Genomic DNA, 22,964 nt, shown 5'->3' on the forward strand with positions numbered 1-22,964 from the left:
CTTACATACGCTCCAGAGTTTCCAGACCCAAGAGTTCCAGGCCTTGCTTGAGAGTGCGGCCGGTCAGCGCGGCGAGGCGCAGGCGGCTCTGCATTTGCGCCGGGGTGTCGGCACTGAGGATCGGGCAGTTCTCGTAGAAGCTGGAGAACAGGCCGGCGACATCGTACAGGTAGGTGCACAGGATGTGTGGCGTACCTTTGTCGGATACGTTGTTCAACACTTCACCGAACTGCGCCAGCTTCGCGGCCAGTTCGTGTTCGTGCGCCGCTTCGAGGACGATCTGCCCTTCGACTTCGCTGAAATCCTTGCCCAGCTTGCGGAATACACCGGCCACGCGGGTGTAGGCGTACAGCAGGTACGGCGCGGTGTTGCCTTCGAAGTTCAGCATCAGGTCGAAGTTGAAGCTGTAGTCGCTGGTGCGGTGTTTGGACAGATCGGCGTACTTCACGGCACCGATGCCCACGACCTTGGCGATGTTGCGCAACTCGGCTTCGGCAAGCGTCGGGTTTTTGTCCTTCACCAGGGTGTAGGCACGTTCCCGGGCTTCGGTCAGCAGGTCGATCAGTTTAACGGTGCCGCCGTCACGGGTCTTGAACGGACGGCCATCGGCGCCGTTCATGGTGCCAAACCCCATGTGTTCCATCTCCATCGGATGGGTCACGAAACCGGCCTTGCGGGCGACTGCGAACACCTGCTGGAAGTGCAGGGCCTGACGCTGGTCGACGAAATAGAGTGCGCGATCGGCCTTGAGCTTGCCGCTGCGGTAACGCACCGCCGCCAGGTCGGTGGTGGCATACAGGTAGCCGCCGTCAGCCTTGACGATGATCACCGGCAGCGGGTCGCCGTCGGCGTTCTTGAATTCGTCGAGGAACACGCACTGGGCGCCGTTACTCTCGACCAGCAGCCCGGCGGCCTTGAGGTCGTTGACCACGTTGATCAGGTCGTCGTTGTAGGCGCTTTCGCCCATCACGTCGGCCATGGTCAGTTTGACGTTCAGCAGTTCGTAGATTTTCTGGCAGTGGGACAGCGAGATGTCCTTGAACTTGGTCCACAGCGCCAGGCAGTCCGGGTCACCGGCTTGCAGTTTGACCACCAGGCCACGGGCGCGGTCGGCAAACTCTTCGGATTCATCGAAACGTTGCTTGGCTGCGCGGTAGAAATTTTCCAGGTCCGACAGCTCGTCGCTGGTGATCGGGTTTTCCTGAAGGTAGGCCATCAGCATGCCGAACTGGGTGCCCCAGTCGCCGACGTGGTTCTGACGGATCACTTCATCGCCGAGGAACTCCAGGACCCGCGCCACGCCGTCGCCAATGATGGTCGAGCGCAAGTGGCCGACGTGCATCTCTTTGGCCAGGTTCGGCGCCGACAGGTCGACCACGGTGCGCTGGGCGGGACCCGCCTTGCGCACGCCGATCTTGTCATCGGCCAGGGCGGCATCCAGGCGAGTGGCCAGGGCTTGGGTGTTCTGGAAGAAATTGAGGAAGCCCGGGCCGGCGATTTCGGCTTTGGAGACGTTTTCGTCAGCCGGCAGCGCGGCGATGATTTTCTCTGCCAGGTCGCGCGGCTTCATGCCGGCCGGTTTGGCCAGCATCATCGCGATGTTGCTGGCGAAATCGCCGTGGGTCTTGTCACGGGAGTTTTCCACCTGAATCGCCGGCGACAGGCCTTCAGGCAACACACCTTCGTTGACGAGTTGGGTGATGGCTTGTTGGATCAGCTGGCGAATGGTGTCTTTCATGGTCTTCTCTTTCGACCGCAAGCGCGGCGGCGCTTCGATGCGCTGGTGGAAAAACTGGGCATTATCCGTGGCGAAGGCGGGCTTGCCAACTATAGCGGGCAGGATGTGGATATGTGGTGACATATCGACCGCTTTCGCCGGCAAGCCAGCTCCTACAATGATCTCGGTTGCTCACACATTATGTGCCCGCCACAACCCCCTGTAGGAGCTGGCTTGCCAGCGAAGACGATCTTCCGGTCAATACAAATCCACCGGATCCACATCCAAAGACCACCGCACCGCTCGCCCACTCGGCATCTGCTCCAAAACCAACAACCAACTGGCAAGCAGCCGGTGCAATGGCGCCCGCGCCGTCGCCTGCAGCAACAACTGCGCACGATAACGCCCGGCCCGCCGTTCCATCGGTGCCGGCACCGGCCCCAGCAGCTCGATGCCGGTCAGGTTCTGCTCTGCCAGCAAACGCTCGGCTTCGCTGCACGCTTCATCGAGAAAACCTTCGGCCTGCCCGGGCTTGTGTGCTTCGGCCCGCAGCAATGCCAAATGCGCAAAGGGTGGCAATCCCGCCGCGCGGCGTTCGCTCAAGGCCTGTTCGGCAAACGCGAAATAACCCTGTTCGGTCAATTGCACCAGCAATGGATGGTCTGCAAGGTGGGTTTGAATGATCACTTTGCCCGGCTCTTCAGCCCGGCCCGCACGGCCTGCCACTTGGACGATCAGCTGCGCCATGCGTTCGCTGGCGCGGAAGTCGCCGGAGAACAGCCCGCCATCGGCATCGAGTATCGACACCAGGGTCACCCGTGGGAAGTGGTGCCCTTTGGCAAGCATCTGCGTGCCCACCAGAATGCAGGGATGGCCTTTCTGGATAGTGGCGAACAGCTGGTTCATCGCGTCCTTGCGTGAAGTGCTGTCGCGGTCGACCCGCAGCACCGGGACGTCGGGGAACAAAATCCCCAGGCGTTCCTCGGCGCGCTCGGTGCCGGCACCTACGGGGCGCAGGTCGACTTTGCCGCACTTGGGACAATGCCGGGGCACGCGTTCGACGTAGCCGCAATGGTGGCAGCGCAGCTCGCCGGAGCGCTGGTGCACGGTCATCCGTGCGTCACAGCGTTGGCACTCGGACATCCAGCCGCAGTCATGACACAGCAGCGTCGGCGCAAATCCGCGACGGTTGAGAAAAACCAACACCTGCTGACCCGCTGCCAGCGTCTGGCCGATGGCCTGCTGCATCGGCCCGGAAATGCCGCTGTCCAGTGGGCGACTTTTCACGTCAAGACGCAGGAAGCGCGGTTGCTTGGCGCCGCCGGCGCGTTCGTTCAGGCGCAGGAGTCCGTACCGACCGGTGTAGGCGTTGTGCAGGCTTTCCAGTGACGGGGTGGCGGAGCCGAGGACAATCGGAATGTTTTCCTGCCGTGCACGCACCAATGCCAGGTCGCGAGCGTGATAGCGCAGGCCCTCCTGCTGTTTATAGGAGCCGTCGTGCTCTTCGTCGATGATGATCAGGCCTGGGTTCTTCATCGGGGTAAACAGTGCCGAACGGGTGCCGATGATGATGTCGGCCTCGCCGTCCCGCGCGGCAAGCCAGGCCTCCAGGCGCTCACGATCATTGACCGCCGAGTGGATCAGCGCGATACGTGCATTGAAGCGCTGCTCGAAGCGCGCCAGGGTCTGGGGGCCGAGGTTGATCTCCGGGATCAGCACCAGTGCCTGCTTGCCCGCCTCGAGGGTTTCGCGAATAAGTTGCAGATACACTTCGGTCTTGCCGCTGCCGGTGACCCCGGCCAGCAGAAACGCGTGATAACTGTCGAAACCGGCGCGAATCGCTTCATAAGCCGCGCGCTGCTCGGGATTGAGCGGCAACTCCGGTTGCGCCAGCCAGTGTTCGTGGCGCGCGCCGGGAGCGTGCCGGCGGATGTCCACCTGCACCAGGTCTTTGGCCAGCAACAGGTCGAGGCTGTCCTTGCTCAGCATCAGTTTGCTCAGCAATTGATGGGCGACGCCGTGGGGATGCTGGGCGAGAGTCGCCAGGGCCTCACGCTGACGCGGGGCGCGGGCGATGCGTGGGTCATCGAGTCTGGCGCCCGGTGCAGCGGACCAGAAGCGCTCCTGGCGCGCTTCGGCCAGTTCGCCCTGACGCAACAACACCGGCAGCGCCCAGCTCAAGGTATCGCCGAGGCTGTGTTGGTAGTACTGGGAGGTCCACAGGCACAGCTTGAACAGCGCTGGCGGCAGGGGCGGCGTGGCGTCGAGCAGGGCCAGGGCGGGCTTGAGCTTTGCCGCCGGGACTTCGCTGGTATCGGTGACCTCCACCAGGATCCCGATCATCTCCCGTCGGCCGAAGGGAACCCGCAGGCGCATGCCAGGATGCAACTGGGCGCGCAGGACGCCGGCCGGGGCACGGTAATCGAACAGGCGGCGCAGCGGCGAGGGCAGGGCGAGGCGCAATATGGCGTCGGGCACGCGGGGGGATCTCTTTGGGCGGGCAATAAATGCAAGGCTGGACGCAATACCTGTAGGAGCGAGCTTGCTCGCGAAGGTATTCCAGCCGCTGAGTGGCGTCGGTTGTACCTTTTTCGCGAGCAAGCTCGCTCCTGCAGAGCAATGCGCTTTGGGTCGGGAGCCTAGCAGACGGTCGGTGTAAGCGACAGCTTGCGTGATTTCAAACCTCTGGTAGAATCCGCGGCCTAATTACGTGCGGTATTCAACAATGGTGTTGAGTGGCGGCACGCTAGCCTGAGGAATTCACCATGAAAGCCGATATCCATCCAACATACGAAATCACCGCAGTTACCTGCAGCTGTGGCAACAAGTTCGAAACTCGTTCGAACCTGGCCAAGCCTCTGGCGATCGACGTATGCAACGAGTGCCACCCGTTCTACACCGGTAAGCAGAAGACTCTGGATACTGGCGGCCGTGTACAGCGCTTCGCAGACCGCTTCGGTGCTTTCGGCAAGAAAGCTCCTGCTGCTGCAGAGTAAGGTTTCAAAGCCCCATGGGCTTTACCTTGCTGATGAAAAAGGCGTCCCTTGCGGGCGCCTTTTTTGTGTCTGCGTTTTGGCTTTCTGCTGCCCAGGCCTTCTGCCCGGTGCCGGACGGCCTGGCCGCGGTTGCGGTGCAGCGGGTGGTGGACGGCGACACGCTGCGCCTGAGCGACGGCCGCAGCGTGCGCATGATCGGTTTGAATACCCCGGAGCTGGGCAAGAAAGGCCGTGCCGACGAGCCGTTCGCCGTGACGGCACGCAAACGCCTGGAAGCGCTGGTTGCGGCCAGCGACGGACGGCTCGCTTTGCTGCCCGGCAAAGAAAGCAAGGATAGCTATGGCCGTACCCTGGCTCATCTCTACGGCGCGGATGGCGCCAATCTCGAAGCGCAAATGCTCGCTGAAGGTCTGGGGTTCCAGGTGGCCGTCGCGCCGAATGTCGATCTGGTCGCCTGTCAGCAAGCCGCGGAACGTAGTGCCCGTCAGGCCGGGATTGGCCTGTGGCGACATTCTCCTGTACTGAAAGCGGAGCAGATCAACACGTCCGGTTTTGCCCTGCTCAGCGGTCGTGTGAGCAAGGTTCAACGCAATCGCGGCGGGGTTTGGATCGAGTTGCAGGATTCAGTTGTATTACGTGTTGCACCCAATGTGCTTGGGCAGTTCGATGTCGCGGCGCTTGCGCGGCTCGAGGGCAAGCAGATCGAGGCGCGTGGTTGGGTGGTGGATCGTTCACGCCGTGGTGGACGCAAAGACGGGCATGCACGTTGGTTGTTGCCGTTGACCCATCCGGTGATGCTGTACGCGATACCCTGATAAAAAATTGTAGACATTTTTTCTGTCGATTGTGAACAGTCTATCCCTTGTGTTCCGTGGCTCTTGGCCCAAAGTCGTAGGGCAGGCCGCTTGACAGGGGTGACTGGTCAGTCTTGTGGGGACTTTGCGACACGAGTATCCTCGGCGATCCGTCTGTCCAACAGTAAAAGCGGAATGCCCACATGTCTGATCTGAAAACTGCCGCTCTCGAATATCACGCCCATCCTCGTCCAGGTAAGCTGAGTGTCGAGCTCACCAAGGCCACCGCTACCGCCCGCGACCTGTCGCTGGCCTACAGCCCCGGCGTAGCCGAACCAGTACGCGAAATCGCTCGCGATCCTGAACTGGCCTACAAATACACCGGCAAGGGCAATCTGGTTGCAGTCATTTCCGATGGCACAGCGATTCTCGGTCTGGGTAACCTCGGCCCATTGGCTTCCAAGCCAGTGATGGAAGGTAAAGGCGTGCTGTTCAAGCGCTTTGCCGGCATCGACGTATTCGACATCGAAGTCGACTCCGAAAGCCCGCAAGCCTTCATCGACACCGTCAAGCGCATCTCCATCACCTTCGGTGGCATCAACCTGGAAGACATCAAGGCACCCGAGTGCTTTGAGATCGAACGCGCCCTGATCGAACAGTGCGACATTCCGGTCTTCCACGATGACCAGCACGGCACCGCGATCGTTACCGCGGCCGGCATGATCAACGCCCTGGAAATCGCTGGCAAAACCCTGGCTGACGCCAAGATCGTCTGCCTGGGTGCCGGTGCTGCCGCCATCTCCTGCATGAAATTGCTGGTGAGCATGGGCGCCAGCATCGAAAACATCTACATGGTCGACCGCACCGGCGTGATCCATTCCGGCCGCGACGACCTGAACCAGTACAAGGCTGTGTTCGCTCACGCGACCGAGAAGCGCACCCTGGCTGACGCGCTGGAAGGCGCTGACGTGTTCGTTGGCCTGTCCGGTCCGAACCTGCTGAGCGCTGAAGGCCTGAAATCCATGGCGGCCAACCCGATCGTGTTCGCGTGCTCGAACCCGGATCCGGAAATCTCCCCGGAACTGGCGCATGCCACTCGCGACGACGTGATCATGGCCACCGGCCGTTCGGACTACCCGAACCAGGTCAATAACGTACTGGGCTTCCCGTTCATCTTCCGCGGTGCCCTGGACGTTCGCGCCAAGCGCATCAACGAAGAAATGAAAGTGGCTGCGGCCAACGCCCTGCGTGAACTGGCCAAACTGCCAGTGCCTCAGGAAGTATGCGACGCCTATGGCGGCATCAAGCTGGAATTCGGTCGTGAGTACATCATCCCGAAACCAATGGATGCCCGTCTGATCACCCTGATCTCCGATGCCGTGGCCAAGGCTGCGATCGAGACCGGTGTGGCAACCCTGCCGTATCCGAAGAACTACCCGCTCAAAAGCGTGGATGATGTGTTCAACGGCTAAGCCGTTGTAGCGCTTCAACAGAAAAAGCCCTGGCTCTTGTGAGTCGGGGCTTTTTTATGCCTGCGAGGTTTGTGCTGTTTTTGAGGGCCTCTTCGCTGGCAAGCCAGCTCCTACAGTGGATCTGAGGCGTTTGCCGGACCCCTGTAGGAGCTGGCTTGCCAGCGAAGGCGGCCTGATAGGCGACGACCATCTTCAGGTTGCAGCAATAATCCATATAAAAAAAGCCCCGCGCTTCTCTCGAAGGCGGGGCTTTTTGCCGGGGCTGCGCAATCAGAACAAATCGATCGGCGCCCCTTCATCCGCTGGCAGCGGGCTGCCCGGCGCATTGCCCTTGCCCAGCTCGTTGCCCGACGGTGGCGTGTCCTCGGCCTTGAACAGTTCGAAGTAGGCGCCTGGCGTGCCTGGGGTGGCTGCACGGCCACTGATCGGGTCGACTCGCAGGCTGAGGATACCTTCCGGCTCACGCTGCGTATGGGGCGGCTTGTCTTTGAGCGCGGCGCCCATGTAGCTCATCCAGATCGGCAGCGCGACAGTGCCGCCGAACTCCCGGCGACCCAGGCTTTCAGGCTGGTCGAAGCCGGTCCAGACGGTGGTCACGTAGTCAGCGTTGTAGCCGGAGAACCAGGCGTCCTTGGATTCGTTGGTGGTGCCGGTCTTGCCCGCAATGTCGCTGCGACCCAATGCCAGGGCGCGGCGGCCGGTGCCACGCTTGATGACGTCCTCAAGCATGCTGTTGAGGATGAACGTGGTGCGGCCATCGACAATGCGTTCGGCCACGGCCGGTGTGGGTGGCGCTGGCTGGGCAGTCGGGGTTTCGCCTGGCGTTGCGCTGACGGTGAAAGCGTCGGCAGCCGGGACCGGGGCTGCGATGCCGGCGCTGACTGCATCGCCTTTCGGCACGCTTGGCGGGTTGGCGACGAACAGCGTATCGCCATTGCGGCTTTCGATCTTCTCGATAATGTACGGGGTGATCTTGTAGCCGCCGTTGGCGAAGGTGCTCCAGCCGGTGGCGATTTCCATGGGCGTCAGGGTGGCGGTGCCCAGGGCCAGGGACAGGTTGCGCGGCAGGTCCTGTTTGTTGAAGCCGAACTTGCTGATGTAGTCGATGGTGCGGTCCACGCCCAGCGCTTGCAGCAGGCGGATCGACACCAGGTTGCGCGACTTGTAGAGCGCCTCACGCATGCGGATCGGACCGAGGAAGGTGTTTGTGTCGTTCTTTGGACGCCAAACCTTATCCAGGTATTCGTCGACAAACACGATAGGGGCGTCGTTCACCAGGCTGGAGGCGGTGTAGCCGTTATCCAGCGCGGCGCTGTAAACGAACGGCTTGAAGCTCGAGCCCGGTTGACGCTTGGCCTGCATGGCGCGGTTGTAGTTGCTCTGCTCGAACGCAAAGCCGCCGACCAGCGAGCGAATGGCGCCGTTCTGCGGGTCGAGGGACACCAGTGCGCCCTGGGCTTGCGGGATCTGGCTGAACTTCAGTGAGTTGTCCGGCTGGCGCTGGACGCGAACCAGATCGCCGACCTTGGCCACATCCGACGGCTGCTTGGGATTGGGGCCCATGCTGTTGGTGTTCAGGAACGGACGCGCCCATTTCATGGTGTCCCAGCTGACGTGTTCTTCCCCGGTGCGGGTCAACACCTGCAGGCCGGTCTTGTCGACCTGGATGACGATGGCCGGCTCAAGGCTGCTGATGGTGCGCTGCTTGGTCAGCTCGGTAGCCCAGGCCTCGCGGGTCTTGCCCGGCAGGCGTGACTCGGGGCCACGATAGCCGTGACGCTGGTCGTAGGTCATCAAGCCTTCGTGGACCGCGGTGTTGGCCATTTCCTGCAGGTTGCTCGGCACCGTGGTGGTGACGCGAAAGCCTTCGGTATACGCATCGCTGCCATAGCGCCCGACCATTTCGGCGCGGGCCATTTCAGCGATGTACGGTGCATTCACCTCTGGAGTCGGTACGTGATAACTGGCGTTGAGCGGCTCGTTGATCGCCGTGGTGTAATCGGCTTCAGTGATTTTGCCCAGTTTGTACATGCGCCCCAGGATCCAGTCGCGACGCTCCTTGCTGCGGGCCGGGTTGGCCAGCGGGTTGAAGCGCGACGGCGCCTTGGGCAGGCCGGCGATCATTGCCATTTGTGCCAGGCTGACGTCTCGGATCGACTTGCCGTAATAGACTTGCGCCGCGGCCTCGATGCCGTAGGCGCGGTTGCCCAGGTAGATTTTGTTCACGTATAACTCAAGGATTTCGTCCTTGGTCAGTTGCCGTTCGATCTGCAGGGCCAGGAGGATTTCGGTGGTCTTGCGCGAGAAACTGCGTTCGCTGGTGAGGAAAAAATTCTTCGCTACCTGCATAGTGATGGTGCTGCCGCCGGACTGGATGTGTCCGCTCTTGATCAGCTGAGTGGCGGCACGCATCAGGCTGCCGGGATCGACGCCGTAGTGGTTGGCGAAATTGTCGTCTTCGGCGCTGAGCAAGGCGTTGATGAAATTGGGGGGGATGTCGGCGAAGCGGATCGGCGTGCGGCGCATTTCGCCAAATTCAGCGATCAATTTGTCGTCGCTGCTATACACCCGCAAGGGGATCTGCAACTGAATGCTTCTCAGTGCCTCCACGGATGGCAATCCGGGGCTAAGGTATAGAAACGCGCCGCTCAGACCAAGGAGCAGTCCGCAGAAGACGGCGACGATGGACCACCCGAAAAATTTCAGCAGACGAATCAAGGCTTTTGGATATCCAGGGCAAAGAATGAATTAGGCTCAGGGTTCAGGTAAGCAGGAAAACCCGCGCTTGAGTAAATGCGGAAAAAAATCGCTGGGCATTATAAGCATTTTTCCGTCGAGGGCGTCATTTGCGCTGTTGTCAAGACGGGTGGTTTGAACGCAATGCGTATTACGGAGTCCGTAACTCACGGAAAGTCATAGGGAATTGGTAGTGCTAGGACTCTTCAATAAAAAGGCCAATACGCTGCTGGGGATCGACATCAGTTCCACGTCGGTAAAGCTTCTGGAGCTGAGCCGCCAAGGCGATCGTTACCGGGTCGAGGCCTATGCGGTAGAACCGCTGCCTTCCAGCGCGGTGGTCGAGAAAAATATCGCCGAGCTCGAAGGCGTGGGCCAGGCCCTTTCACGCGTGCTGCTCAAGGCCAAAACCAGCCTCAGGAACGTCGCCGTGGCCGTGGCCGGTTCGGCAGTGATCACCAAGACCATCGAGATGGATGCCGGTCTTTCCGATGACGAGATGGAAAACCAGCTGAAGATCGAGGCTGATCAATACATCCCTTATCCATTGGACGAAGTCGCCATCGACTTTGAAATCCAGGGCGTGTCGGCGCGCAACCCCGAGCGGGTCAATGTGCTGCTGGCGGCTTGTCGCAAGGAGAACGTCGAAGTCCGTGAAGCAGCCCTGGCGCTGGCCGGCCTGACAGCGCGGGTGGTCGACGTCGAGGCCTACGCGCTGGAGCGGTCGTATGGCCTGCTGACGCGTCATCTGGCGGCCTCTCAGGCGGGACTGACGGTGGCGGTGGTCGACATCGGCGCCACCATGACCACGCTGAGCGTGCTGCACAACGGGCGCATCATCTACACCCGCGAACAATTGTTCGGCGGTCGTCAGCTGACGGAAGAAATCCAGCGGCGTTATGGGCTGACGCTCGAGCAGGCGGGGTTGGCGAAGAAACAGGGCGGTCTGCCGGACGATTACGTCAGTGAGGTCCTGCAGCCATTTCGCGAGGCGCTGGTGCAGCAGGTGTCCCGTTCATTGCAGTTTTTCTTCGCCTCCGGCCAGTACAATGCGGTCGATCACATTCTGCTGGCCGGCGGTACCGCGTCGGTCTCGGGGCTGGACCGGTTGATCGAGCAGCGGCTGGGCACCCCCACGCAAGTGGCCAACCCCTTCTCCGATATGAGTCTGAGCAGCAAGGTCAACGCCGGTGCCCTGGCCAGTGATGCCCCGGCCTTGATGATTGCCTGCGGGCTGGCCCTCAGGAGTTTCGACTGATGGCGCAGATCAATCTTTTACCCTGGCGCGAGGAGCTGCGTGAAGCGCGTCGCAAGCGCTTTTTGCTGGCGCTGGTCGGTGTGCTGGTGGGTTCGGTGGGGGCGGTGCTGATTGCGGACCAGGTCATCAACGGTGCCATCGATCGACAAATCGCCCGTAACGACTACATCGGCAAGCAGATTGCCGTGGTCGATGAGCGGATCAACCAGATCAGCGATCTCAAGGCCCGTCGCCAGCAACTGGTCGAGCGCATGCGCATCATCCAGGACCTGCAAGGCAATCGTCCTGTCAGCGGGCGTATCTTCGATCAGTTGGCGCGTACCTTGCCGGATGGCGTTTATTTCACCGAAGTGAAGATGGCCGGCAAAACCCTGTCCATTGCCGGCGCGGCAGAATCCAACAATCGGGTTTCGGACCTGATGCGCAATCTGGATGCGTCCGACTGGTTCGATGCGCCCAACCTCACGGAAGTCAAGGCGACCACCGCCGGTCAGCTGGTTCAGGCCAATGTTTTTCAGTTGACCGTTCGTCAGACCCAGCCGGCTGTGGAGAGCGCCAAATGAGACTGTCCGAATGGTTCGAAGGCCTGCGCAAGATCGATATCAACGATCTGGATACCAACAACATGGGCTCCTGGCCGCCGGCGATCAAGGCATTGACGGGTGTCCTGCTGATGGTCATGGTGCTGGCGTTGGGGTACAGCTTTTACATCAGCGACCTGGAGGATCACCTCGACCTCAAGCGTGAGGAAGAGTCGACACTCAAGGAGCAATTCGCCACCAAAGCCCATATGGCGGCGAATCTGGAGCTGTATACCCAGCAGATGAAGGAAATGGAGAACTCTTTCGGCGTGTTGCTGCGCCAATTGCCCAGTGACACCGAAGTGCCCGGCCTGCTGGAGGACATCACGCGCACCGGCCTGGGCAGTGGCCTGGAGTTCGAAGAGATCAAGTTGTTACCGGAGGCCTCCCGGCAGTTCTACATCGAGCTGCCGATCCAGATCACCGTCACCGGTGCCTACCATGACCTGGCCACCTTCGTCAGTGGCGTAGCGGGATTGCCACGCATCGTCACCCTGCATGACTTCGATCTTGTACCGGCCAACCCCGAGGGCGGACCGCGGTTGCGCATGAGCATCCTTGCCAAGACTTACCGCTACAACGACAAGGGACTGCAAAAATGAGCCCGATTCGTTGTGTCTCGATACTGGTATTCATCGCCGGCCTGGCCGGTTGTGGCGGCGATAATGACGTCAGTGACCTCGATGCCTACATGAACGAAGTGCGCTTGCGAGCGCCGGGCAAGATTGAACCCACCCCGACATTCCGGTCCTACCCGACATTCACCTACAGCGCCGCCAACCTGAGAAGCCCGTTTTCCAGGCAGGTCAGAATCGATCTGACGGGCCAGAAACACGGCTCGCGCAACGTCAAGCCCGACCCCGGCCGGGTCAAGCAATACCTCGAAGGTTTCAACATCGAGCAGTTTGAAATGGTCGGCACCCTCTCCAACGCGACGGGTTCCTTTGCCCTGCTGCGCGGAGCGGGCGGTGTGCATCGGCTGAAAGTCGGCGATTACCTGGGGCGTAACGATGGACGGATCGTCGCCATCAGCGGCTCGCAGGTCGATGTGGTCGAAATCGTTCCGGACGGCCAGGGCGCCTGGCTGGAGCGGCCGCGGACCATTCCTTTGAAAGAGCACTCATAGTGGAACTCGAATGATGAACAGGATTTTCTCCACCCTCGGTATTTCGCTATGGATAGCGCTGCTGTCGCCGATGGTACTAGCGGCCAATCTCAAGACGCTGGATGTCGCGGCGTTACCGGGAGACCGCGTCGAGTTGAAGTTGTCCTTCGATGGCCCGCCCCCGACGCCCCGTGGTTACACGACGGAATCGCCGGCACGGATTGCGCTGGATCTGCCTGGGGTGGTCAGTCAACTGAAGAGCAAGAATCGTGAGCTGGGGGGCGGCAATGCCCGCAGCGCCACGGTGGTGGAGGCCAAGGACCGCACGCGGCTGATCATCAACCTGACCCAGTTGACCCCGTATGACGCGCGGGTCGAAGGCAACACGCTGTTCGTGGTGGTCGGGCAAGGCGCCGCGAAGGCCGCGCCCCGGCCCGCCAGCGCGCCTCGCGCTGCCACTGCAACGCCGGCCCCAGCCCCGGCCAGGACCTATGCGCCGGTGGGCAAGGCCATCCGTGGCGTGGATTTCCAGCGTGGCACCCAGGGCGAAGGCAATGTGGTCATCGATCTGTCGGACCCCTCCATTGCCCCGGATATTCAGGAGCGCGACGGCAAGATCGTCCTCGGTTTCGCCAGGACACAACTGCCCGAGCCCTTGCGAGTGCGCCTGGACGTCAAGGATTTCGCTACGCCAGTGCAATTCGTCAATGCCAGCGCCACGGGCGATCGGGCCACTATCAGCATCGAGCCCAGCGGTGCGTTTGACTATTCGACCTATCAGACCGACAACAAGCTGACGGTCAGCATCCGGCCGATGACCGTCGACGACCTGCAAAAACGCAACGCCGAGCGTTTCGCCTACACCGGTGAAAAGCTCTCGCTGAATTTCCAGGACATCGACGTGCGCTCGGTGCTGCAACTGATCGCCGATTTCACCAACCTCAACCTGGTGGCCAGCGATACGGTGCAGGGCGGCATCACCCTGCGTCTGCAGAACGTGCCGTGGGATCAGGCACTGGACCTGGTGCTGAAAACCAAAGGCCTGGATAAACGCAAGATCGGCAACGTGCTGCTGGTAGCGCCCGCCGATGAGATCGCCGCGCGCGAACGCCAGGAGCTCGAGTCGCAAAAGCAGATTGCCGAACTGGCACCTTTGCGCCGCGAGCTGCTGCAGGTCAACTACGCCAAGGCTAAGGACATCGCCGAGCTGTTCAAGTCAGTGACCAACAAACAGGCGGAAACGGACGAACGGGGCTCGATCACGGTCGATGAACGCACCAACAACATCATTGCCTACCAGACCCAGGACCGCCTTGACGAGCTTCGCCGTATCGTTGCGCAACTGGATATTCCGGTACGGCAGGTGATGATCGAGGCGCGAATCGTCGAAGCCAATGTCGACTACGACAAAAGTCTCGGCGTGCGCTGGGGTGGTTCGGTGCAGAACAAAGGCAACTGGAACACGTCCGGGGTCAGCACCGGCTCGTCGACCACCATCGGTACGCCGGGCAGCACCAGCACCAACTCGCCGTTCGTCGACCTGGGCACCGCCGGCAATACCTCGGGGCTGGGCATCGCGTTCATCACCGACAACGTGTTGCTGGACCTGGAACTGACCGCGATGGAGAAGACCGGCAACGGCGAAATCGTCTCGCAGCCCAAGGTGGTCACGTCCGACAAGGAGACCGCGAAAATCCTCAAGGGCACTGAAATTCCCTATCAGGAAGCCAGCTCCAGCGGCGCCACATCGGTGTCGTTCAAGGAGGCCTCGCTGTCGCTGGAGGTGACGCCGCAAATCACCCCGGACAACCGGATCATCATGGAGGTCAAGGTCACCAAGGATGAGCCGGACTACTTGAACAAAGTCCAGGATGTACCGCCGATCAAGAAAAACGAGGTCAATGCCAAGGTACTGGTCAATGACGGCGAGACCATCGTGATCGGCGGGGTTTTCTCAAATACTCAAAGCAAGGTTGTAGATAAAGTGCCATTTCTCGGCGATGTGCCGTATCTTGGCCGCCTTTTCCGGCGTGACGTGGTTTCGGAGAAAAAATCCGAGCTGCTGGTATTTCTCACTCCGCGTATCATGAACAACCAGGCGATTGCTGTGAGTCATTGATTCTGTGCGAAATTTGATTCTTGTTGGACCGATGGGGGCTGGAAAAAGCACCATCGGCCGTTTGCTGGCCAAAGAGCTGCGCCTGCCGTTCAAGGATTCCGATAAGGAAATTGAATTGCGCACGGGCGCCAATATCCCGTGGATTTTCGATAAGGAAGGCGAACCGGGCTTTCGTGACCGCGAGCAGGCGATGATTGCCGAGCTGTGCGGCTGCGATGGCGTGGTGCTGGCGACCGGTGGCGGTGCGGTGATGCGCGAAGCCAATCGTCGGGCGCTGCATGCCGGTGGTCGGGTGGTTTACCTGCACGCCTCCGTCGAGCAGCAAGTCGGTCGCACCTCGCGTGACCGCAATCGGCCACTGCTGCGTACTGCCGATCCGGCCAAGACCCTTCGGGACCTGCTGGCGATTCGCGATCCGCTCTATAGGGAAATCGCCGATCTGGTGGTGGAAACCGATGAGCGACCGCCGCGAATGGTGGTGCTGGATATTCTCGAGCGCTTGCAACAGCTGCCTCCCCGTTAAAGGGCAGCGCGAAATGCGCTATCCTCGGGCGCTGTCATGGCCGCTCAAGGGGTGTGGCGCATGGCTACCGAACGGCGTCACACCAGCAGACGCCGTAGACATTGGTTAACTCAAGGCAGGACGCCTGATTCCATCTTTACTGTGGGGACACATGCAGACACTCAAGGTCGATCTAGGCGAGCGCAGCTACCCGATTCATATTGGCGAAGGTTTGTTGGATCAGCCTGAGCTGCTGGCCCCGCATATCCGCGGACGGCAAGTGGCGGTTATCTCCAACGAGACCGTTGCGCCGCTCTATCTCGAGCGTCTGACCCGCAGCCTCGCACCGTTCTCGGTCATCTCCGTGGTACTGCCCGACGGCGAAGCCTTCAAGACCTGGGAAACCCTGCAGCTTATCTTCGACGGCCTGCTGACCGCACGCCACGACCGTCGCACCACGGTGATTGCCCTCGGTGGCGGCGTCATTGGTGACATGGCCGGTTTTGCTGCCGCCTGCTACCAGCGCGGCGTCGATTTCATCCAGGTCCCGACCACGTTGCTGTCGCAAGTCGACTCGTCGGTGGGCGGCAAGACCGGGATCAATCATCCGCTGGGCAAGAACATGGTCGGCGCCTTCTATCAGCCGAACGTGGTGCTGATCGATACCGCCACCCTCAATACCCTGCCAGCCCGCGAGCTGTCCGCCGGGCTGGCGGAAGTCATCAAATACGGGCTGATCTGCGACGAGCCGTTCCTGACCTGGCTCGAAGAAAACGTCGATCGCCTGCGCGCCCTGGATCAGGTCGCCCTGACCTACGCCATCGAGCGTTCCTGCGCGGCCAAGGCGGCAGTGGTCGGTGCCGACGAGAAGGAAACAGGCGTTCGTGCCACGTTGAACCTGGGCCACACCTTCGGTCACGCCATCGAAACCCATATGGGCTATGGTGTCTGGCTGCATGGTGAGGCAGTCGCTGCTGGCACCGTAATGGCTTTGCACATGTCCGCACTGTTGGGCTGGATCAGCGAGCAGGAGCGCGATCGCGGCATCCGCCTGTTCCAGCGCGCCGGCCTGCCGGTCATCCCGCCTGAAGAAATGACTGAAGCCGATTTTCTCGAACACATGGCAATTGACAAGAAAGTGATCGACGGTCGTTTGCGCCTGGTGCTGCTGCGCCACATGGGCGAAGCGGTGGTGACCGACGATTATCCGAAAGAGGTTCTACAGGCCACGCTGGGAGCGGATTACCGTGCCCTGGCTCAGCTTAAAGGTTAATAAGATCCCGATGACTAGTTTGCATGCCGACGAGGCGTTCCTCGGCCATTACCAGTTGAGCCATGACCCTTTCGCTCCACGGGTGCCTGGCTTCAAATTTTTCCCTGCCCAGCGCAAGCCGGTGCTGGGACAGCTGCATCACCTTGCACGTTATAGCCAGATGCTGCTGGTGGTCACCGGCCCGCAAGGCAGTGGCAAGACCCTGTTGCGTCAGGCCCTGGTGGCCAGTACCAACAAGCAGACGGTGCAGAGTGTGGTGGTTTCCGCCCGTGGTGCCGGTGATGCGACCGGCGTGCTGCAGCAGGTGGCTCAGGCGCTGAACGTCGCGCAGCCGGAGATCGGTGCGATTCTGGCTCAAGTGGTGCAACTGGCGCTCACGGGGCAGGAAGTCTACCTGCTGGTGGATGATGCCGAGCAGCTCGACGAGTCCGCGCTGGAGGCCTTGATGGCCCTGGCCGCGGGTGCGCCGGAAGGGCGCCCTCATGTGTTCCTGTTCGGCGAGTCCTCGCTGATTGCGCAGCTTGATGCATTGACCCTTGAGGAAGAGCGTTTCCACGTCATCGAGTTGCAGCCGTACTCCGAAGAAGAAACCCGGGAATATATGGATCAGCGGCTCGAGGGTGCTGGCCGCGGTATCGAACTTTTCACCGCAAAACAGATCTCTGATATTCACGAAAGCTCCGACGGTTGGCCTGGCACCATCAACCAGGTTGCCCGCGATGCAATGATCGAAGCCATGATTGCCAGCCGCTCAGCGGTCAAGCGTCCAACTATGGGGTTCAATATGCCGAAGAAACACGTATTGGCGATATCCGCCGTCGTCGTGGTCGCGGTGGCCGCCGCCTGGCTGATGCCGGGTCGCAGTAAAGCACCGACTACCGGCGCACCTGCCAACGAGCAGGCGCAACTGCAGCCCGGTCAGGGCGCGCCGCAAACTGATGGCAGCGCTCCGGCCATGGAGTTCAACGGTAATTCGCAACCGATGCCGTTACCACTGGTCGGCAACTCGCAACCGGTCATGCGCGGCCCCCTGGCCGAAGCGGCCGGCGGCATCACCGAAGGCGACGACGGCGTGCCGGTAGAGGGTTCCAGCGCTACGCCGCCGACCGTGACCACGACTGCACCGCCTGCGGGTTTCCAGCCAGGTCCGGCGCCGACATCGGCGGCCAAGCCAACACCTGCTCCGACTCAAGTCGCGACGGCCAAGCCTGCCCCGGCGCCTGTTGCGAAACCGGCCCCAGTGCCAGCCAAGCCAGTTGCCGCTGCACCGGCCAAGCCTGCCGAGAAGCCAGTCACCGTGGCCAAAGCCGCGGGTGGCACCTGGTACGCAGGACAAGCGCCGGGCAACTACGTAGTGCAGATCCTCGGCACCAGCTCCGAAGCGTCCGCGCAAAACTTCGTGAAAGAGCAGGGCGGCGAGTACCGTTATTTCAAGAAAGTGCTCAACGGCAAGCCGCTTTACGTCATCACCTATGGTAGCTTCGCCAACCGCGATGCAGCCCTTAGCGCCATCAAGGCCTTGCCAGCGAAGGTTCAGGCTGGTAAACCTTGGCCTCGCACTGTCGCCAGCGTCCAACAGGAACTGGCAGCAACTCGCTGAAGATTCGGCGGCCTTACCCAGGCCGCCTCTCCAGGCACCTCAAAATTTCCGCAAGTGCATGCCGCCTCTTCAGGCCGCGTGCCTTGTGGTGTCTGCGTCACAGTAGTCTTTGAGTCGTAGCGGTCAACATTAAAAATGTTTTGACTAGCACAGTAGATAGCTTTAAACCTTTCACAAATGCGACATAGATTTGCGACATTTCGTCGCCAAATTTGTGAGGCCAAGTGTCGGTGTGTACAATGACCTCCCTTTTGCCCCCGCAAAGCTGGCGTACGTCCGGCGCGGATGGCAAGTGGTTGAATTGAAAAGAAATTTGCCCTGATAAGGGGCAGCCTGGTGAGAAAGTGTCTATGAAAGCAGGTCTGTACCAACCAGATGAATTCAAGGATAACTGCGGTTTCGGCCTGATAGCCCATATGCAGGGCGAGCCCAGTCATACCCTTTTGCAAACGGCCGTCGAGGCCCTGACCTGCATGACCCACCGCGGTGGGATCAACGCCGACGGCAAGACCGGTGACGGTTGCGGTCTGCTGATTCAGAAGCCGGACGTGTTCCTGCGAGCCATCGCCCAGGAAACGTTCGGCGTCGCACTGCCCAAGCAATATGCCGTGGGTATGGTGTTCTTCAACCAGGACCCGGTCAAAGCCGAAGCCGCTCGCGAGAACATGAACCGCGAGATCCTGGCGGTCGGCTTGCAGTTAATTGGCTGGCGCAAAGTGCCGATCGACACCAGCGTCCTCGGCCGCCTGGCCCTTGAGCGCCTGCCGCAGATCGAGCAGGTGTACATTGGCGGCGAAGGCCTGAGCGACCAGGACATGGCGATCAAGCTGTTCAGCGCCCGTCGTCGTTCGTCCGTGGCCAACGCCGCCGACGTCGATCACTACATCTGCAGCTTTTCCCACAAGACCATCATTTACAAAGGCCTGATGATGCCGGCGGATTTGACCGCCTTCTATCCAGACCTCAGCGACCAGCGCCTGCAAACCTCGATTTGCGTGTTCCACCAGCGCTTCTCCACCAACACCCTGCCGAAATGGCCGCTGGCCCAGCCGTTCCGCTTTCTCGCCCACAACGGCGAGATCAACACCATCACCGGCAACCGCAACTGGGCCGTGGCCCGTCGCACCAAGTTCACCAACGATCTGATGGATCTGGAAGAACTCGGCCCGCTGGTGAACCGCGTAGGTTCCGACTCCTCCAGCATGGACAATATGCTCGAGCTGATGGTCACCGGTGGCATCGACCTGTTCCGCGGCGTGCGGATGATCATTCCGCCGGCGTGGCAGAACGTCGAAACCATGGACCCGGACCTGCGGGCGTTCTACGAATACAACTCGATGCACATGGAACCGTGGGACGGCCCGGCCGGCGTGGTAATGACCGACGGTCGCTACGCGGTGTGCCTGCTCGACCGTAACGGTCTGCGTCCGGCGCGCTGGGTCACCACCAAGAACGGCTTCATCACCCTGGCCTCGGAAATCGGTGTCTGGAACTACCAGCCTGAGGACGTGATCGCCAAGGGCCGCGTCGGCCCGGGCCAGATCTTTGCCGTGGACACCGAAACCGGTCAGATCCTCGACACCGATGCCATCGACAATCGCCTGAAGTCCCGTCACCCGTACAAGCAATGGCTGCGCAAGAACGCCCTGCGCATCCAGGCGACCATGGAAGACAACGACCACGGTTCGGCCTTCTACGACGTCGACCAGCTCAAGCAGTACATGAAGATGTACCAGGTCACGTTCGAAGAGCGTGATCAGGTGCTGCGTCCGCTCGGCGAGCAAGGCTACGAAGCGGTCGGCTCGATGGGCGACGATACGCCGATGGCCGTGCTGTCCCAGCGCGTGCGCACGCCGTACGACTATTTCCGCCAGCAGTTCGCGCAGGTGACCAACCCGCCGATCGACCCGCTGCGTGAAGCCATCGTCATGTCGCTGGAGATCTGCCTCGGTGCCGAGCGCAACATCTTCCAGGAGTCGCCGGAACACGCCTCGCGCGTGATCCTCAGCTCGCCGGTCATTTCCCCGGCCAAGTGGCGCTCGCTGATGAACCTCGATCGCCCGGGCTTCGAGCGCCAGATCATCGATCTCAACTACGACGAGAGCGTCGGCCTCGAAGCCGCGGTGCGCAATGTCGCCGATCAGGCTGAAGAAGCCGTTCGCGCCGGCCGTACCCTGATCGTGCTGAGTGACCGTCACATCGCCCCTGGCAAGTTGCCGATCCACGCTTCCCTGGCCACCGGCGCGGTGCACCATCGCCTGACTGAAAAAGGCCTGCGTTGCGACTCCAACATCCTGGTGGAAACCGCAACCGCTCGTGATCCGCACCACTTCGCGGTGTTGATCGGTTTCGGCGCCTCGGCGGTCTACCCGTTCCTGGCCTACGAAGTGCTGGGCGACCTGATCCGCACCGGCGAAGTGTTGGGCGACCTTTATGAGGTGTTCAAGAACTACCGTAAAGGCATCACCAAAGGCCTGCTGAAAATCCTGTCGAAGATGGGCATTTCCACCATCGCCTCGTACCGTGGTGCTCAGCTGTTCGAAGCGATCGGCCTGTCCGAGGAAGTCTGCGACCTGAGCTTCCGTGGTGTGCCAAGCCGCATCAAGGGCGCACGTTTCGTCGACATCGAAGCCGAGCAGAAAGCCCTGGCGGCCGAAGCCTGGAGTCCGCGCAAGCCGATCCAGCAAGGCGGCCTGCTGAAGTTCGTCCACGGTGGTGAATATCACGCCTACAACCCGGACGTGGTCAACACCCTGCAAGCCGCTGTGCAGCAGGGCGACTACGGCAAGTTCAAGGAATACACGGCGCTGGTGGATAACCGCCCGGTGTCGATGATCCGCGATCTGTTCAAGGTCAAGACCCTCGATACGCCGTTGGACATCAACGAAGTCGAGCCGCTGGAATCGGTGCTCAAGCGCTTTGACTCGGCGGGCATCTCCCTTGGCGCCCTGTCGCCGGAAGCCCACGAAGCCCTGGCTGAAGCCATGAACCGCCTTGGTGCGCGTTCCAACTCCGGTGAAGGCGGCGAAGACCCGGCGCGCTACGGCACCATCAAAAGCTCGAAAATCAAGCAAGTCGCGACCGGCCGTTTCGGGGTGACCCCGGAATACCTGGTCAACGCTGAAGTGCTGCAGATCAAGGTCGCCCAGGGTGCCAAGCCTGGCGAAGGTGGTCAGTTGCCAGGCGGCAAGGTCAACGGTCTGATCGCCAAGCTGCGTTACGCAGTGCCGGGCGTGACCCTGATTTCGCCACCGCCGCACCATGACATCTACTCGATCGAAGACTTGTCGCAGCTGATTTTCGACCTGAAACAAGTCAACCCGAAGGCGCTGGTCTCGGTGAAACTGGTGGCAGAAGCGGGCGTCGGCACCATCGCCGCCGGCGTGGCCAAGGCTTATGCGGACTTGATCACCATCTCCGGCTACGACGGCGGCACCGGTGCATCGCCGCTGACCTCGATCAAATACGCGGGCGCTCCGTGGGAACTCGGCCTGGCCGAAACCCACCAGACCCTGCGCGGCAACGACCTGCGCGGCAAAGTGCGGGTGCAGACCGACGGCGGCCTGAAAACCGGCCTCGACGTGATCAAGGCAGCGATTCTCGGCGCTGAAAGCTTCGGCTTCGGCACCGCGCCAATGATCGCGCTGGGTTGCAAATACCTGCGTATCTGCCACCTGAACAACTGCGCTACCGGCGTCGCGACTCAGAACGAGAAGCTGCGCAAGGATCACTACATCGGTACCGTCGACATGGTGGTGAATTTCTTCACCTACGTCGCCGAAGAAACCCGTGAGTGGCTGGCCAAGCTGGGCGTGCGCTCCCTCGAAGAACTGATCGGTCGTACCGACCTGCTGGAAATCCTCGAAGGCCAGACCGCCAAGCAGAATCACCTGGACCTGACCCCGCTGCTCGGCAGCGATCACATCCCGGCAGACAAGCCCCAGTTCTGCCAGGTCGACCGCAACCCGCCGTTCGACAAAGGCCTGCTGGCAGAGAAAATGGTCGACCTGGCCACGTCGGCCATCAACGACATGAGCGGCGCCGATTTCGCCCTGGATATCTGCAACTGCGACCGTTCCATCGGTGCGCGGATCTCCGGTGAAATCGCGCGCAAATACGGCAACCAGGGCATGGCCAGCGCGCCGATCACCTTCCGCTTCAACGGGACGGCCGGTCAGAGCTTTGGTGTGTGGAACGCCGGCGGCTTGAATATGTACCTGGAAGGCGATGCCAACGACTACGTCGGCAAAGGCATGACCGGCGGCAAACTGGTCATCGTTCCGCCCAAGGGTAGCGTGTACAAGACTCAGGACAGTGCCATCATCGGCAACACCTGCCTGTACGGCGCCACCGGTGGCAAGCTGTTCGCCGCCGGGACCGCGGGTGAGCGCTTCGCAGTACGCAACTCCGGTGCCCACACCGTGGTTGAAGGCACTGGCGATCACTGCTGCGAATACATGACCGGTGGTTTCGTCTGCGTCCTGGGCAAGACCGGTTACAACTTCGGCTCAGGCATGACCGGCGGATTCGCCTATGTGCTCGACCAGGACAACAGCTTCGTTGACCGGGTCAACCACGAACTGGTGGAAATCCAGCGGATCAGCGGTGAGGCGATGGAAGCCTATCGCAGCCACCTGCAACGCGTGCTGAACGAATACGTCGAGGAAACCGACAGCGAGTGGGGTCGTAACCTCGCTGAAAACCTCGATGACTATCTGCGTCGTTTCTGGCTGGTCAAGCCCAAGGCTGCCAACCTGAAATCGTTGCTTTCCAGCACCCGTGCCAACCCGCAGTGATATGCGCCTGAAGAG

Annotated in this window: 15 protein-coding genes; 12 read left to right on the forward strand and 3 right to left on the reverse strand. The window is 61.1% G+C overall.

Annotated elements, in window-relative coordinates; translation table 11 throughout:
* Position 1: 1 nt before the first annotated feature.
* Positions 2–1,738: an arginine--tRNA ligase gene (argS, locus tag F8N96_RS05285; RefSeq protein WP_150797271.1), complete on the reverse strand. Its 1,737-nt coding sequence runs from the start codon at positions 1,736–1,738 to the stop codon at positions 2–4.
* Between the two features lie 237 nt (positions 1,739–1,975).
* Positions 1,976–4,195, reverse strand: a complete 2,220-nt coding sequence (locus F8N96_RS05290; protein WP_150796922.1) for a primosomal protein N' — start codon at positions 4,193–4,195, stop codon at positions 1,976–1,978.
* Between the two features lie 287 nt (positions 4,196–4,482).
* Between F8N96_RS05290 and rpmE the strand changes: the two genes are divergently transcribed.
* From rpmE to F8N96_RS05305, 3 genes are all read left to right on the forward strand, one after another.
* Positions 4,483–4,713 (forward strand): 50S ribosomal protein L31, encoded by a 231-nt coding sequence (rpmE, locus tag F8N96_RS05295; RefSeq protein ID WP_007899231.1) that lies wholly within the window; start codon positions 4,483–4,485, stop codon positions 4,711–4,713.
* A 14-nt stretch (positions 4,714–4,727) separates the two neighbouring features.
* On the forward strand, positions 4,728–5,528 hold the full coding sequence (locus tag F8N96_RS05300; RefSeq protein ID WP_150796923.1) for a thermonuclease family protein: 801 nt from the start codon (positions 4,728–4,730) through the stop codon (positions 5,526–5,528).
* Positions 5,529–5,710: 182 nt separating this feature from the next.
* Complete coding sequence (locus F8N96_RS05305) at positions 5,711–6,979, forward strand: malic enzyme-like NAD(P)-binding protein (RefSeq protein WP_150763393.1); 1,269 nt, start codon at positions 5,711–5,713, stop codon at positions 6,977–6,979.
* Between the two features lie 270 nt (positions 6,980–7,249).
* On the opposite strand, the gene F8N96_RS05310 is transcribed toward F8N96_RS05305, so the two are convergent.
* Positions 7,250–9,694 carry a penicillin-binding protein 1A gene (locus F8N96_RS05310; protein WP_412071804.1) on the reverse strand — a complete coding sequence of 815 codons (2,445 nt, stop codon included), beginning with the start codon at positions 9,692–9,694 and terminating at the stop codon, positions 7,250–7,252.
* A gap of 214 nt (positions 9,695–9,908) precedes the next feature.
* Between F8N96_RS05310 and F8N96_RS05315 the strand changes: the two genes are divergently transcribed.
* The 9 genes from F8N96_RS05315 to gltB all read left to right on the forward strand — a co-directional run bounded on the left by F8N96_RS05315 (position 9,909) and on the right by gltB (position 22,949).
* A complete protein-coding gene (locus tag F8N96_RS05315; protein ID WP_150796925.1) occupies positions 9,909–10,973 on the forward strand; it encodes a pilus assembly protein PilM in 1,065 nt (354 codons plus the stop codon).
* Positions 10,973–11,536 (forward strand): PilN domain-containing protein, encoded by a 564-nt coding sequence (locus F8N96_RS05320; RefSeq protein ID WP_150796926.1) that lies wholly within the window; start codon positions 10,973–10,975, stop codon positions 11,534–11,536. The genes F8N96_RS05315 and F8N96_RS05320 overlap by 1 nt, the downstream gene beginning before the upstream one ends.
* Complete coding sequence (gene pilO / locus F8N96_RS05325) at positions 11,533–12,156, forward strand: type 4a pilus biogenesis protein PilO (protein ID WP_150796927.1); 624 nt, start codon at positions 11,533–11,535, stop codon at positions 12,154–12,156. The genes F8N96_RS05320 and pilO overlap by 4 nt, the downstream gene beginning before the upstream one ends.
* On the forward strand, positions 12,153–12,680 hold the full coding sequence (locus F8N96_RS05330; protein ID WP_150796928.1) for a pilus assembly protein PilP: 528 nt from the start codon (positions 12,153–12,155) through the stop codon (positions 12,678–12,680). Before pilO ends, F8N96_RS05330 begins: the two co-directional genes overlap by 4 nt.
* Positions 12,681–12,693: 13 nt before the next feature.
* Positions 12,694–14,778 (forward strand): type IV pilus secretin PilQ, encoded by a 2,085-nt coding sequence (gene pilQ / locus F8N96_RS05335; protein ID WP_150797272.1) that lies wholly within the window; start codon positions 12,694–12,696, stop codon positions 14,776–14,778.
* Positions 14,779–14,782: 4 nt separating this feature from the next.
* The gene (gene aroK / locus F8N96_RS05340) at positions 14,783–15,301 is read left to right on the forward strand and encodes a shikimate kinase AroK (RefSeq protein ID WP_010464421.1); all 519 of its coding nucleotides are present in this window, start codon (positions 14,783–14,785) and stop codon (positions 15,299–15,301) included.
* Between the two features lie 151 nt (positions 15,302–15,452).
* Complete coding sequence (gene aroB, locus F8N96_RS05345) at positions 15,453–16,553, forward strand: 3-dehydroquinate synthase (RefSeq protein WP_150796929.1); 1,101 nt, start codon at positions 15,453–15,455, stop codon at positions 16,551–16,553.
* A gap of 10 nt (positions 16,554–16,563) precedes the next feature.
* Positions 16,564–18,153, forward strand: coding sequence for an AAA family ATPase (locus tag F8N96_RS05350; protein ID WP_150796930.1), 1,590 nt, complete (start codon positions 16,564–16,566; stop codon positions 18,151–18,153).
* Between the two features lie 350 nt (positions 18,154–18,503).
* The gene (gene gltB / locus F8N96_RS05360) at positions 18,504–22,949 is read left to right on the forward strand and encodes a glutamate synthase large subunit (RefSeq protein WP_150796931.1); all 4,446 of its coding nucleotides are present in this window, start codon (positions 18,504–18,506) and stop codon (positions 22,947–22,949) included.
* Positions 22,950–22,964: the final 15 nt, after the last annotated feature.

It is taken from the genome of Pseudomonas fluorescens, assembly GCF_902497855.1.
In the GTDB taxonomy this organism is placed as follows: domain Bacteria; phylum Pseudomonadota; class Gammaproteobacteria; order Pseudomonadales; family Pseudomonadaceae; genus Aquipseudomonas; species Aquipseudomonas fluorescens_BI.

Coding starts and splice junctions, on each gene's coding strand:
- F8N96_RS05320 (WP_150796926.1), top strand. CDS start 10,973: ATGGCGCAGATCAATCTTTTACCCTGGCGCGAGGAGCTGCGTGAAGCG.
- pilQ (WP_150797272.1), top strand. CDS start 12,694: ATGAACAGGATTTTCTCCACCCTCGGTATTTCGCTATGGATAGCGCTG.
- F8N96_RS05300 (WP_150796923.1), top strand. CDS start 4,728: ATGGGCTTTACCTTGCTGATGAAAAAGGCGTCCCTTGCGGGCGCCTTT.
- gltB (WP_150796931.1), top strand. CDS start 18,504: ATGAAAGCAGGTCTGTACCAACCAGATGAATTCAAGGATAACTGCGGT.
- pilO (WP_150796927.1), top strand. CDS start 11,533: ATGAGACTGTCCGAATGGTTCGAAGGCCTGCGCAAGATCGATATCAAC.
- F8N96_RS05350 (WP_150796930.1), top strand. CDS start 16,564: ATGACTAGTTTGCATGCCGACGAGGCGTTCCTCGGCCATTACCAGTTG.
- aroB (WP_150796929.1), top strand. CDS start 15,453: ATGCAGACACTCAAGGTCGATCTAGGCGAGCGCAGCTACCCGATTCAT.
- argS (WP_150797271.1), bottom strand. CDS start 1,738: ATGAAAGACACCATTCGCCAGCTGATCCAACAAGCCATCACCCAACTC.
- F8N96_RS05305 (WP_150763393.1), top strand. CDS start 5,711: ATGTCTGATCTGAAAACTGCCGCTCTCGAATATCACGCCCATCCTCGT.
- F8N96_RS05330 (WP_150796928.1), top strand. CDS start 12,153: ATGAGCCCGATTCGTTGTGTCTCGATACTGGTATTCATCGCCGGCCTG.
- rpmE (WP_007899231.1), top strand. CDS start 4,483: ATGAAAGCCGATATCCATCCAACATACGAAATCACCGCAGTTACCTGC.